This window comes from Streptomyces sp. NPDC096176 (genome assembly GCF_044763255.1).
In the GTDB taxonomy this organism is placed as follows: domain Bacteria; phylum Actinomycetota; class Actinomycetes; order Streptomycetales; family Streptomycetaceae; genus Streptomyces.
This window is the reverse complement of record NZ_JBIWFV010000009.1, coordinates 76861-89858: the sequence shown is the minus strand read 5'-3', so window position 1 is coordinate 89858 and position 12998 is coordinate 76861. Positions and strand designations below refer to the sequence as shown.

Genomic DNA, 12998 nt, shown 5'->3' with positions numbered 1-12998 from the left:
TGCCCGGCTGACAGACGGCCAGGGCACAGGAACCACAGCCCGCCGCTCCCCGGGAGACCAGGGAGCGGCGGGCAGGGTCAGCGGCGGTATCCGCGATCGGCACCACGCGCGGGTACGTTGAGGAAGTTCTCGAACCAGTTGTCCGGCTGCAGGGCTTCCGGAACAAGCGACCGGGTGCCGTGGGCCGAGTCGGGGCTCTCGTTGTAGCGGCTGTTGAACAGCCACAGGACATCATGGTCCTGAAAGAAGAATTCCGAGCAGGCGCTGAAGTCGTAGTCATCGCGGTGGGTCGGCAGAGCCGCGTGTGCCAGGGCCTCGTCCCCTGTCTCCACCAGATCGGGTGCATCGGCGATGGCGAGATGGAGGATCATCTCCTCGGCCGCGCAGGTGGGCTGAGGCCACTTGCCCTGCGCAAGGTCACCGGCCAGGTCGTCACAGGCTCGGGCGAGCCCACGCCGCCACTGAATGCCCTGGTTCCAGGTCACCTGCGGCAGACGGGAGAAGACCCCCCATGTGCCGTCGTCGTCCTTTGTCACGGGGCGGCCCTGCAGCTCGGCTACGTCGTCGTAGGCCGATTCCGCGAACCACACCAGCGCGCTATACAGCAGGTCGGCAGAGCGCGGTGTGAGTTGCCAGTCGCACTTCTGGCAGTCCTCCTCTTCACAGTCGCAGGCTACGGGCAGTGGGAACAGTGCTGCGAAGTCTGGATGGGGCGGCTCGGGCTGAGAAGGGGCAGCGCTGTACGGGCTCGCGGCCTGGCTCAGGCGCCAGCCGGTGCCGAAGTTGACGCGGATTGGCTCGGTGGACCAGTCGGCGACCTCGTCGCCACGGGCGGGCACCAGAAGACGGCCTTCCTGGGCGTCGGTAAGCCAGTCCATCCCGGGCAGTTCACCTGTCGTCTCTGCGGCGAACATCGCCGCCCCCACAAGGTCTTTGGGGTCGTCGTCCCCCAGCTGATCGTCCGGCACGGGTTCCCAGCCGCCGGCCGTTGCGGCGGCCAGCATGCGGTCCTGGTCGTAGATGTGGAACTCCCGCAGTTGGACGACCCTGACGACCGGACCTGGCAGATCTGCGAGGCGGGCATCCTTCGGCGAGCGGACCGCGGACACGGGAAGCTCTGCCTCGGAGCCTACTTCCGCACCCCCGTCCTTACCGTCTGCCGACCATACGGAAAGGGCGTGAGGAGTAGTCGGCCACACTCCCGCATGGGCCAGGTCAAGGGCCTGCCGGAACGAGGCGGCCGGGGCATCCGGAAGTTCTTCGCCGACTCTCCTGGCGGCAGCCGATTCCCGAGCGGTAAGGGCCCCGTCGGCAGCGGCTGCGGTCAGAAGGCGCGCTGCTAGCTGCGCGAGCGCTGCGTCGCGGCACGTCAGCACGGCCTGCAGAGACGGGGGACCGTCCTGATGCGCAAGCAGAACAAGGACCCGGCTCTTGTTGAGAGTGTGCTCGCAGAAGAAGTCGCGGGGGACTGATGCCACAGTCGACACTGCCATGGAAATTCTCCGATGATGCGCAGCCGACCACGGGCCGACCACAGACGAAGGAAGGCTGCTGGTAGGCGCGGTGCAGCCGCATCCCCGGACAGCGCGAAGGCCAAGTGGCTGGTGCCGTCGATACGATCGACAACCCGGATCCAAAAGCGACGATAGCTGACATGTGTCCTTGGCATCACCGGTTCACCCACATTGCTGGTTTCGCCCGTGGAGCCTCAGCTCCCATACAGGTAGCGGCACCGCCGCCCTGGCACGCCCTCAAGACGCTTGTTTTCAGGGTCGTGCAGGGCCGGGTGCTCGGCCGTTCGGTGACAAGACCTGTGCCGGGCCGAAGAACCGGCCCGGCGCAGGCTGCGCACCTAGCTTGAGGCCCTCAGCCTGCTGCGTCGTCGCGGGCGCGCCCCCGGAGTTGTGGCAACAGTGACTGATCGCGGTACAGCAGGGCGCCTACCTTGGGCCCTGGCAAGGCCTCTTGCCGTAGGACCTCGCCACGCACCAACAGGCCGGTTGCGTGGGTGGCGAGAGGCTCAGGAAGCCAGGACGCCGCTGTCCGAATCCGCTCAGCGTCGCCGACGGGGACGGTACGGGGTTGTCGTGTCAGGAGCTTGTCGTAGAGGCCGACGGCCGGTACGAGCGGCGGCAGGTCGGCTTCGCGGGCGCGTTCGGCTGCCAATTGGGCGCACTCGAGGCCGTCGAGGTCGAGGTCGGTGTAGAGCAGCAGGTGGTCGATGGGGTGCTGGCGTTCTTCGAAGCTTTCCAGGCAGGTGGTGATGGAGGCGACCAGGTGGTCGCCTCCGCCGTAGGCGAGCCAGCCCACCTCGTGCCGTCTGGGCCATGCGTTCAGGATGCGGCGCAGGCTGGTGAAGGCGGCGCTGTTCTCGACGATCAACATCCATGGCGCGGGCCCGAGCTCGTACATCGCCAGGGGCGCGGGGGAGGGAAAGGCCCGCAGATGGTCGGTGATGCTCAGCATTCCGGCGGTGACCAGGTGGTGGGAGCTGATGCGTGCGAGCCGTTTCTCGTCCCCGTACAGCTCGTAGGAACGTTCGGCGATGGGTACTGGCTCGGCGTCAGGGTGGTCCCGCAGAAGGGTGTTGATGGGGGAGAGGAGCTCCTCGTCCGCCCGGCTCGGCGCGAGGTGGGTGGCGAAGGTGAGGGCCTCGACCCAGGCCCGCGGGCCCGGACGTGAGGCGCGGGCCCGGCGCGGGGTGAGGAGCTCCACCCATAGGGGCAGTGGGGGATCGGCGCTGTGGTCCCAGCCGCGCCCGCCGGCGGCCGGAAGCCGCACGGTGCCGCAGGCGGCTAGCTCCTGCGCAGCGCCGGCGAGGATGCGGCGCCGCAGAGAAGAGGTGGACAGGCTGGAGTCGCCCTCGTCGGCGGCCTGGGCCAGCAGTTCGAAGTCGACTCGCCGACGGGTCTGTTTCGTGAGCAGGGCCGTCATACGCTCGGCGGGGGTCACCGTTCGTTCTCCGCGTCGCTGTCCGGCCCTGTCTCACCGCTCTGCTGGGGGATACCCGGACCGCTGCCGTCCTCCATCCCGGTCCCCTCGGCAACATGGCGGTGCAGGCGTGCGGAGGTGATGCCGTCGTCGTGCATGTGCTGCAGACCACGGCTGACCGCGTCGCCGAAGCGGTCAGCGATCTGGACGTACTGGGTACGGGTGCGGGCGTCGACGCCGTTGCGCAGACGGATGATGAGAGGGAACCGTTCCAGAGCCGGCAGGTCGTTGGAGCCGGTGGTGTAGACGAGCTGGATGCCGTGCGCGGCTGCGACCTTGCGCTGCAGGCCGATGAAGGGTGTGTAGTTCGCCTTGCCGAAGGGATTATCCAGTACCAGGGTGCCCACCCCTCCTGACGCCTTGCGGCCTTGTTTGGCGGCACGCAGCCGGGCCAGAGTGCAGTACAGCAGGACTGACAGGGTGAGCAGTTCCCCGCCGCTGAACTTCTGGATCTGCGTCACTGAGTTCCGTTGCACGACGTCGAGTGACTGCGTCGGCTTGATGATCTTCGCGACGACGTTGCCGCGCCCGCCGAGAGCGGCCAGGACCAGTTCCTTGGTCAGCGTCATCGCGTCCGGCAGGGCCGTTGCCTTGGCCGCGGTGCTCTGCGCGACGGCTTCTGTCATCCGGTCGATCTCGGTCGACAGCCGACGGGCGATTACCTCGTCGTCGGGCACGTGACGGATCTCCAGGCTCAGGAACTGCTGCCCCGACCAGCTGCCGAGCCCCTGTGGCAGTCTCGAGTGGCGGGCCACCTGCTGCACGTCGTCCAGCACCGTCTTCACCAGCCCGAGACACGCTTGGACCACCATCAATTGGTCGTCGGCGAATTCGGCCAGCTCATCGAGGACGACTTTCTCCCGCAGGTCGATTTCGTCGATCAGCTCCGCGAGCCGCAGCGGGTGGGCCAAGTCGGTCAGCAGCCGCTCCAGCAACTGCCCGTCGACCACGTCCGCATGGGTACGGTCCTGTGCCAGAGTGTGCACCTTGCGCAGAGACTTCTCGAGCCTTCTGCGAGCACTGTCGTGGGCCTCGGCAGCCGAACTGACCTCTCTGACCACAACCTCCTCCACGGCTTCGGCCTGTTCGGGCGACAACGCGGCTACCGACGCGGCGCTGACCTGCAGCTGCTCCAGCAGGCCGAACAGCAGAGCATCGAGGTCCGCCGGAGAAGCCGGGCTTGGCGCTGTCTCCTGCGCTGCGCAGTGACGCTCCGCCGTCGCCCTCAACCCGTGCGCGCACCGGCCGACGGTGTGTGCAGCGCTGCGTGCCTTCTCGGCAGCGAGGTGCTGCTGCGCCGCGTTCAGCTGGTGGGCATGCACCTCCTTGCCCGCCAGCTCTACGGAGGCCTGGGCCTTCGCGTGCGCTTTCCGGGCGGCATCAGCGCCGGTAAATGGGCCGGCCTGGTCTCGGCTCGCGTCATAGGGAGGATCAAGGGCCTCCACAGCGGCCCATGCCTTGATGCTTTCCTCGCCGGCCTCCCGTTTCGCCCGCTTGGCGACGCCCCGGCGTTCGATCGCTTCGGACTCAGCGGCCGCAGCATCGGCCCGTGCGCGCTCGCGGGCCTCGGCGTCACCCGACTGTGCGGAGCGCGCGAGCTCTGCGGCCTTGGCACGGACATCCTCGTCCTTGCCGTCCAGCGCGCGGGTCAGCTCCACGATGCGGCTGGCGCAACTCTCAGAGCGGGCCCGCAGCGCGTCGTCTCCGATTTCGTTCTCCCAGTCACGCTGGGCCTGCTTGTAGCGCCCGCGCAGGGTCTCCAGCGAGGTCGCGGCCAGTTCGGCCGCGCTGAGCGCGTGCACACTACTGGCGGGGACGGCGGCCGCGAGTTGCCGGACCTCCGAGGCATGGCGCTGAAGGCGGTCCTCGAACTGGCGAAGCCGGTCCCGGGCCGTGCCCTGCCGGGCTTCTGCCTCCTTGCGGGCCTTGTCATGTCGGCGCAGTGCGGCCTGGTGCACCGACAGGGCTTCTCTGGCCTGTTCCATCTCGGTGCGGTAGGCGGGCATTACCCGATCGTGCTGGTCGGCCAGTTCCCGCACCTGGGGCAGCTGGGACGTCAGTTCCATCAGCTTCGCGGTGAGGGCAGCGATTTCCAGACCGAGGGCGTCCGCCTCCTGACGTGCCTGACTGGCTTGTTCCTTCAGCAGGCGATCCTTGCCGTGGAGTTCGTCCACCTCCTGCTCCAGACGGGCCACGGTCTCCTCAAGAGCCTCACGTGGACCCGCGCCGAAGACATCCATGTGGGCCTGCAGCCGGCGCGCGAGCGTGGCATCCGTCTCCCGCTGATGGGTGAGGTCCTTAACCCGCCCTGCCAGGCCGTTCATCCGAAGCTCCAGCCGAAGACGTTCCCGCTCAGCGGCCCCCGGCTCCAGCAATCCCGGGTGCACGGGCAGGACGACCATCCCCGAGCCGTCTGCGGCCGCGATCGCCTGCCGTGCCTGACTGTCAGAGCTCACCGCGATGACGGCTGTCGTCACACCGGCACGCCGTGCAAGTGCCGCCAGGTCGCCGCCGGGGACCAGACCGCACACCACTACACCGCCGATCAGATGGGGCACGGCGGCCACCACCGCCGCATGCTCCTGGACGGCGAACGCTTCACGCAGGAACTGCAGACCCGAAACGGCCGGAGCGCCCAGTTCCCGAAGCCGATCCACCGCACGCTCGACCTCCGCCGGGGCCGGCAGGAAGCCGAGATCGTTCAGGGCGTCCACCGCCCGCCGGTCTTCCACGGCGTCCGCCTGTTCCTGCAGCAGGCGGGTATCGCAGTCCCTGCCCGCCGCGGCCAGCAGGTCCAGCAGATCCGCAGCCACGCGGTCCAGGTCCAGCACAGTGCCGGCCTCAGCGCAGGCGAGCTCCAGCAGACGCCGGTCGGCCGCGAGGTCTCGCCGCTCAGCCTGCAGGGAGCCGAGTCGGTCCCACTCCGCACCGTGCCGTTCCCGCACCGCCGTGAGCTGCCCGGTACATGCCACCCGCTGTTCGGACAGGACGGAAAGCCGTGACTGTGCGTCGGTCTGCCGGTCACGGCAGACCGACAGCCGCTGTTCGGCAGCGACGTGTTGGGCCTCGTAGCGGCTCAGCGCATCGCCAGGATCCTCCGAGGGGCCGATCAACCCGCTCCGGCGGGCTGCCGTGACTGCCTTCTCCGCCGCCTTCAGATGCTGTGTCGTCTGCTCCAGCCGGTTCTTCTCCTTCCACACCTCCTTGGCCGTCTGCCTGTGGCAGGCTTCGGCCGCACTGCGCTCGGCACCCGCCGCCCCGCACTCCTCCTTCGCCCGGTCCACCGCACCGGTCAGCTCCTCGACTGCCCCCTCCAGCCGGCCCCTCAGCGCCGCTCCCGAGACCTCCATCGCCTCCCGCAATGGCGCCTGCCGGACGTCATGGCGCTCCAGCAGCTCGCGAAGGGCCTGCGCCTGCTGCTGCTGCGCTTCAAGTTCGAGCACGGTGTCCACCAGCTCCCACGCCTGGCGGACGGTCTGGACTGCGGCAGCCTTTTCCTCACACCGTTGGGCCTCCTGGTCTGTCTCAAGGGCGGCCCAGTGCGCAGACTGGCGAGTTAGCACCACCAAGCGCCGCTCCTCCTCCCCGGCGCGTTTCTCGGCTGCGAGGGCATCCGCCCGCGCCTCCCCGGCCCGCGTTGTGGCGTGTGTTGCCGCGCTGCCCAGCGCCTCTGCCCGGCTGGAGAGGTACTCCGCCGCACGCACGGCCACCGACACCTGCTGCCTGAGCAGATCCTGCTGGATCGCGGCCAGTGCGCTGTGTTCCTTGACCGGCTTCAACGCCAACGCCGCAGCGGCGAGGAAGCTCTGCTCCTTCTCACGGCCAGGACGCCGCGCAAGCTTCGTGGCCTTCTCCTCCAAAGACGCGCGGACCTCCTTGGGCTCCTTTGCGTCGCAGACCAGCTCGATGAGGAAGTCGACGAAATCCTCGCAAGTGGAGAACTGGAACAGCTCGGTGATCCCGCCCTCCTCACGGTTCATGTCCCGCTGGATCCGCAACACGGCAGGGTCGAGCCGGAGATCGGTCAACAGCGTGCGCCACCTCGTCTGGTCCTCGGCGACACGCAGGTTCAGACCGCGCTGTGCCTTGTTGATCTCGGCCAGCCTCTTGAGGAACGCGGCCTGCGTCAGCTGCCCGGCCTCGGCACGCACCGGAAGAGAGTCCAGATCCAGTACCCCCGGCAGCGGCCGGAAGGCGTACCAGCGGCGCACCAGCTGTTCCCACCCGGCTGCCACATCAGCAGGCCTGTGCCCGTCCTCCCACTGGTACACACCGCCGGTGATCAGCGCGGGACCTCCCCGCGGCAACGAGGTGTCCTCCCACTCGGCGATGACGTGAGAGACCTTCTGGTCAGGGACATAGTCGGCCAGGGACTTGCCCCTCTTGTGGCCGATGAAGTCGACCTTGGCGGGCAGGAAGAGGCTGAAGAACAACGACAGCAGACTCGACTTGCCACCGCCGTTGCGCAGCCACAGGATCACGTCGACAGCCGGCATCACCGTGCCATCGATCCGGCTCACGCCGCCGGTCAGATCCAGGACCAGTGACTTGAACCCCGCCGCCGCATGTCCGATGTTCTCCAACCGCAGGCATCGCAGACGGTGCATGTCACATCTCCTCGGAGTCGGTGTTGGTGTCGGGAGCAGCGGCCGCGTCCTGAGCGCGCCGGATGTCACGCAGGGCCTCGAAGGCGGGCAGGGCCGCCGCTTCACGGACCTGCAGCCGGAACCGGTGCATCAGCCGGTAGTGCCCGGCGCCAAGCTCCGGCGCCGCCATCGCCATGCCCTGGTGCACCAGCCACTCCAGAGCCTCGCGGATCACACTCTGAGTACTGCTCTGAGTCACCCCCCGCCCTCCCGGGGTGGGTTTGCCGCCAGGTCGCCTGGCATACAGCCGCCACACGGCATCGACGGCGGCGTCCGGCATAGGAAGCCCGTCCTCGCCCTTTGACGCTTCTCGCAACTGCTCCACCAGATGACGCAGGAAGTCGTCCACCTCACCGACACTGACGCGCTTGACCGACTCGTCGTCCAGATCGTGCTCGGTCGGATACACACGCGCTGCGATCGCGACGTGCACCAGTCCGAGCACCAGACGCTGCTCCGCCGTGCGCCGCAGATCGTGCTTGAGCCTGTAGGTGAACAGCCCGCCGTCCTGAGGATGAAGAACGAGCCCCTCCTGAGGGTGCGCGGCGATCACCTCCGCACCCAGACCCTGGGCGATCGCCTCGACCCGGTCACGGAACAAGCTGTCCATCCGGAAGCGCTGCAGCAGATCGCGGTAGCGCGCGTCGGCCAGCGGTCGCAGCCGGGGCCGGCATCCGTAGCGCACCAGTTCCGCCGCGTCCTGAAGATCCGCAGACGTCGAGACCGCCGTGCTCATGCCGCCGCCTCCTCGTACAGGCCCTCACCGAGCAGAGCGTGCGTCGGCACCACAAGCAGGTCGCTCCCGCCGTACATGCCTTCGTCAAAGCACTGGCCGTCGTCCAAGACCACCAGTCGCTCGCCCAGCAGATCGGACAGGCCATGCACGGCGACGTCGTCGTCGTTCTCGGGATCCGGCGCGAAAGCCGCCAGCACGGCCAGCGCGACGACTTCAGCCACCGAAGCACCGAACCGCAAGGCGTCTTCCAGCAGCCGCGACAACCGCACCGGCCCGACCAGAGCGCCGGACAACACACTGCGGGCCTGCGCATAGTCGAGATCACTGTGGCCCGCGGCGTCAGCGACCAGGTCGTCGTCCGTCAGCTCCACGACCTCCTCGTCCTCGAACGTCCCGCCCGCCTCCCGAACCGGCGCCAGCAGCAGGCTCCACCAATCCCGCAACCGCGGCAGCCGCACCACCACAGGCCCGCCCAACGCATCGGTGAACACCTCGGTCACCTCGGACGCCTCCTGCCTCCCCAGCTCCAGCAGGGGCATGAGAACGTCGCCCTGCATGGACACCCTCGCCAGATCCGGGATCGGCCTAAAACGCTGCTGCGCCTGGGACCTCAGAAACGTCGACCGCGCACCCAGCACTTCCTTCAGCAGCTGCGTGTGGCGATGACGCGCCCGCTCCAACAGCTGAAGAATGCGCATGCAGGTCAGCAGCACCTCGCGCTCTTCGATCCCGTCCCGCGCCCTGCGCATCAACTCGATCAGAGCCAGCTCCGCCCGCTGCCGCTCGAGTAGGTGGCCGCGAGAGGAGTCGAGCAGCTCGGGCACCCGACACCCCCAGTCCACTGCCCGCACATCCCGCTCGGTCTCCCGCAGCACCACCCGGATCCGCTCCGCGTAGGCCAGCGACAGCTTCAGGCTCTCCCCAGCGCTCTCCTCCGCCCGACCCCACCGCCCTGTACGCACCTGACGCCGAAGGATCTCGTCCTGCGCCGCCTGCTGGTCCTCCACATCGACATCCATCCCGGCCAGCAGCAAATTGATCGCCGGTACACTCGCCCGCAGAACCGCCCGCCCGTCCCGCCCGATCTCCTCACTCAGCAGCCGCACCCCCAGCTCCTGCCGGCAGTGCCCCTCCCGGTAGTCGCTGTACGGGACGGCGAACTCCATCCCGCCCTGCTGGTCGTTGAGCAGCTCCCGGAGCACGAACCGGGCCACGGCATCGTGTTCGTTGCCATCCCGGCCGGGAGCAGCCTCACGGGCGAGCTCCACCAGAAACTCCACCACTGCCTCGGTGGTCGCCTCTTCGTCCAGGCCTTGCTGGTGCATCACGGCCTCCAGGGCGGCCAGCGCCAGAGTCCGCGGGTCATACACGCCTGCAGGGAACTGCTGCCATGCCTGCCTCAGGTCGAGCCGGTGCAGAGGGCTCGAGCGGGCCAGGACCGTGCTGCGTCGCACGAAGCTGGGATCGGACACCAGCGACGTCCATCCCTCGTCGCAGCCGCGCTCGGGAGCAGCGGCCAGCAGCTGCCGCTCCTCGCTGTCCAGGAGACGCTCCGCATCACAAAATCCGTTATCCAAGGGATAAACCACCCCTTCTGTGTGAAATAGACGCTGATGCCGTGTCGTAGAGTGCAGCATCCGTCTATGACAAAACAGTTGAGAAGCGGCATTTTTCTCATCACGGTGGCCGACATCCGCACGGGTGATCCTCATACTGTCGCGAGCCTCTCACCAGGGGCGATGTCGAATTTGCTGCTCAGGTTGACTCGCTCCGGACGGCCTGAGCCCCGATGCCAGACTGCTGGCAAGATCTCCGGCCGTCCCAGAGTGGCGAAGACGCGGCACCATGTTGTGAGGACGGACCAGTCGAGCTGGTCGACCGCTGCGCCGACGGCGACCGCCGCACGGGCCGGCACGCCAGGCCTCCCGTCCTGCGCGGCTGCAGATTGCGAGGGAAGAGCCCACGCAAAGCGGAGGCAGGCCGAGATGCCGGGACATGTCAGCGGCCCACGAGGTTGACCCCGATCTCATCCGCTGTTGACTGCGGGCAGACGCTCGCCCAGGAACCGCATGCCTCGAATCGTCACCCATAGCCCCACACGCGAGACCGCCCGAACGCTCGACAACCACACGAAACAGCGAGATGACAGTCGTACCCGCTGCCTGTATCTGTGCCGGGTCGTTGACCGAGCAGGGGGACATCGGTCGGCCAACGGGCCGACGCTCCTGCCGCGACAGGGGACGAGCAATGGGGCGGGTCAAGAAGAACAAGGCACGGAACAAGCGGCGGAGCGGTCACGGCTCGGGGTCGGTATCGACTGCAGTCAGCTGGACGCCTCTGCAGCAGGCGTGCGGATGTGTCGTCGACTGGGGCTGGTCGAGGCAGAGCGCCGATCCCTACTCCTTCAGGGAGTGGTACGTCAGCAGGTTGACCGCTGAATGCCCCTGGCACGCCCCCACCGCGGCCGGCATGGAGGCATCAACCCTGCCTGACCAGCTCATCGTTCGCCCGACTGCCATCCCTCACGTCCTCATCCACGCGCGAAAGGCAACCGATGACCGTCGGGCGCTCGGCACCGAACTCGCCCAGCGCCTCGCGCACATCCTCGACAAGGCGAGCCACGGGGATGCCGAACTCCTGGACGACGCGCCGGCAGGGTTCCGCAACTGGCTGATGATGCGGACAGAGAACCCGGCCCAGGCCTGGCTCGAACACGAACTGACCGAGATCATCCTCAACCAGGGCCGTTCCGGGCTGCCGAGGGAAGTCCTCGAGCACTTCCCCGGGCAATCTCTCCAAGCACTCAGCACACCCCAGCCGACGAGCGGCTCCTGCAACGCATGCTCCTTCGCGGCCGCTACCGGCGGTCTGCTGTGCCTGTGCGGACACGACTGGTCCTGCCACCCCGGCAACCCCGCGGAGGGCGAGCCCTGTTCCCACTGCCCGTGCCCCACGATGATCCACACATGACCGGCAGGGAGCACCCCGCCATGACTCCGTCCCACCAGCCGGTCGACTCCGCCACGCACCACCTCATCGCACAGCAGCCGAACCCCCCTGACCCGGAACACGCCGAAGACGCGGAACTTCAGTACCGTGCGGATGCCATCGCCCCCGAACCATGCCAAGCCACCAACTCCGCGGCCGGGGGCGCGGGGCAGTCTGTGAAACCTCTGCTGTTGCCCGGCTCACCGGCCCATCTGACTCTGCACGCCTCCCATGTGCTGGAAGGAATGCCGAGCACAGGGCCGGGCGAGGGGCCCCAGTGGTGGCAGGTCCATGTGCACCATCAGCTATCGCGACTGCAGGACCAGCCGTTGACCGCGCCGGTCGGCACCCTCATGTTCGCCAAGCTGCCGTGGTACGACCATGAATACGCCAGCGGCGAGTTCAACGACACCTTCTACGACTTCAGCTGTGCTGCACGGCGTGTGTTCGAAGCCGCTGACGATCCGGCGAACCCCATTCACCGGTTCATGCTGAACTCGCACGGCGACCTGCTGGTCCTGCTCGACGCACACCTCAACGACGAATGGCGCGGGTTCGGGATTACAGCTCTGCTCGCCGCGCAGGCCGTCGCCCACCTGGTGTTCGGATGCCGAATCGCCGTCATCGGCTCGACGGATCCCTCCTCATACATGAGCAGGCTCGCTGTGGCAGCCGGGTTCGAGGTGATCGGCGACGACCTCGCCGTGTCCGGCAGGCGTTCGCTGGAGCAGGCCAGGCAGCACAGCGAGCAGTGGAGGGAGCGATTGGAGGAGTTGGTGTCGCTCGTCACTCCCCGCGCGCTGCCGCCCTTCTGAGCTTAGCCAGGAACGGCCACACCCCGGCCAAGCGCACCCTGCGCCCGGCGTGTTGCTCCGATCTGCCGAAACACGCGTTTGTGCACTTTCGCTGGTACGCCGGCAGCGGCAGCGTCGCGGCAACAGGAGTTCTGGCTGACCGGGTTCACCTCTCCTTGATGAGAGGGGGACGGCGCAGGAAGTCGGTGTGCAGTCCGGAGATGACATCGTCGGCCTGCTTCTGCGTGGGCAGGACGGCCGGCCTGGCGGGCCAGGGCATCGATGACCAATCCTGTTGAGCCTGCATCAGCCGCGAGGGTACGTGAGGGTGGGCGGCGGGCATGCCACGTGCAGCCCGGGTGGCAGCGGTGGTCAGACTGGGGGAAAGCCGGCGGATTTGGAGCGGGTCGAAGATGACCAGTGTGCGGACGGCGGTGAACGGCGGTGCCGCCATCATGCCGACATGGGCGGCGTAGTCCATCAGGAAGAGGGGATGGTCCGCGTCGTCCACGTGTCGCAGCGCCTGGTCCCACGACTGGGCGAGGATCCACCGCTCCTTGGCCTGGCCTAGTTCCGCGTTGTCGTCGCTGCGGGCGCCAGCGTGGAACGCGGGAATGAGTTTCCAGTAGTCCTCCTCCGCCGCGTGGGCAGCGGCTTGGAGATTGGGCAGGAACGAATCGAGCAGTTCCGTCGGGATAGTCAGCACGGTGGGCCGCTTGGAGAGAGCTCCGGTCCTGATGACGAGGACGCCGGGGGGTGCGCTGATTTCCGTGGCGTCCGCGACGACGATCCGGAGCATCCGGCGGGTGCGGGAGCGCTTGGCTTTGCGTCGTGCCATGGGAG

At 67.9% G+C, this 12998-nt stretch carries 8 protein-coding genes; 2 read left to right on the top strand and 6 right to left on the bottom strand.

The window, feature by feature from the left end:
• Positions 1 to 77: 77 nt before the first annotated feature.
• From ACIQ7Q_RS24685 to ACIQ7Q_RS24665, 5 genes are all read right to left on the bottom strand, one after another.
• Positions 78 to 1493: a hypothetical protein gene (locus ACIQ7Q_RS24685; RefSeq protein ID WP_403866056.1), complete on the bottom strand. Its 1416-nt coding sequence runs from the start codon at positions 1491 to 1493 to the stop codon at positions 78 to 80.
• A gap of 373 nt (positions 1494 to 1866) precedes the next feature.
• Complete coding sequence (locus ACIQ7Q_RS24680) at positions 1867 to 2952, bottom strand: hypothetical protein (protein WP_403866053.1); 1086 nt, start codon at positions 2950 to 2952, stop codon at positions 1867 to 1869.
• Positions 2949 to 7598 (bottom strand): hypothetical protein, encoded by a 4650-nt coding sequence (locus tag ACIQ7Q_RS24675; protein WP_403866050.1) that lies wholly within the window; start codon positions 7596 to 7598, stop codon positions 2949 to 2951. The genes ACIQ7Q_RS24680 and ACIQ7Q_RS24675 overlap by 4 nt, the downstream gene beginning before the upstream one ends.
• Position 7599: 1 nt before the next feature.
• Entirely contained in the window at positions 7600 to 8373 is a 774-nt protein-coding gene (locus tag ACIQ7Q_RS24670; protein ID WP_403866048.1) for a hypothetical protein, read from the bottom strand.
• The gene (locus ACIQ7Q_RS24665) at positions 8370 to 9950 is read right to left on the bottom strand and encodes a hypothetical protein (RefSeq protein WP_403866045.1); all 1581 of its coding nucleotides are present in this window, start codon (positions 9948 to 9950) and stop codon (positions 8370 to 8372) included. Before ACIQ7Q_RS24665 ends, ACIQ7Q_RS24670 begins: the two co-directional genes overlap by 4 nt.
• 892 nt (positions 9951 to 10842) lie before the next feature.
• Here ACIQ7Q_RS24665 and ACIQ7Q_RS24660 point away from each other — a divergent pair.
• Both ACIQ7Q_RS24660 and ACIQ7Q_RS24655 read left to right on the top strand, forming a co-directional pair.
• Complete coding sequence (locus tag ACIQ7Q_RS24660; protein ID WP_403866042.1) at positions 10843 to 11343, top strand: hypothetical protein; 501 nt, start codon at positions 10843 to 10845, stop codon at positions 11341 to 11343.
• Positions 11340 to 12176 (top strand): hypothetical protein, encoded by an 837-nt coding sequence (locus ACIQ7Q_RS24655; protein ID WP_403866039.1) that lies wholly within the window; start codon positions 11340 to 11342, stop codon positions 12174 to 12176. Before ACIQ7Q_RS24660 ends, ACIQ7Q_RS24655 begins: the two co-directional genes overlap by 4 nt.
• A gap of 145 nt (positions 12177 to 12321) precedes the next feature.
• Here ACIQ7Q_RS24655 and ACIQ7Q_RS24650 read toward each other — a convergent pair whose 3' ends face one another.
• Positions 12322 to 12993, bottom strand: a complete 672-nt coding sequence (locus ACIQ7Q_RS24650; protein WP_403866036.1) for a hypothetical protein — start codon at positions 12991 to 12993, stop codon at positions 12322 to 12324.
• Between the last annotated feature and the right edge of the window lie 5 nt (positions 12994 to 12998).

What these genes read in the sequence shown, in the direction of transcription:
- ACIQ7Q_RS24655 (WP_403866039.1), top strand. Translation starts at nt 11,340, where the DNA reads ATGACCGGCAGGGAGCACCCCGCCATGACTCCGTCCCACCAGCCGGTC.
- ACIQ7Q_RS24685 (WP_403866056.1), bottom strand. Translation starts at nt 1,493, where the DNA reads ATGGCAGTGTCGACTGTGGCATCAGTCCCCCGCGACTTCTTCTGCGAG.
- ACIQ7Q_RS24650 (WP_403866036.1), bottom strand. Translation starts at nt 12,993, where the DNA reads ATGGCACGACGCAAAGCCAAGCGCTCCCGCACCCGCCGGATGCTCCGG.
- ACIQ7Q_RS24670 (WP_403866048.1), bottom strand. Translation starts at nt 8,373, where the DNA reads ATGAGCACGGCGGTCTCGACGTCTGCGGATCTTCAGGACGCGGCGGAA.
- ACIQ7Q_RS24660 (WP_403866042.1), top strand. Translation starts at nt 10,843, where the DNA reads ATGGAGGCATCAACCCTGCCTGACCAGCTCATCGTTCGCCCGACTGCC.
- ACIQ7Q_RS24675 (WP_403866050.1), bottom strand. Translation starts at nt 7,598, where the DNA reads ATGCACCGTCTGCGATGCCTGCGGTTGGAGAACATCGGACATGCGGCG.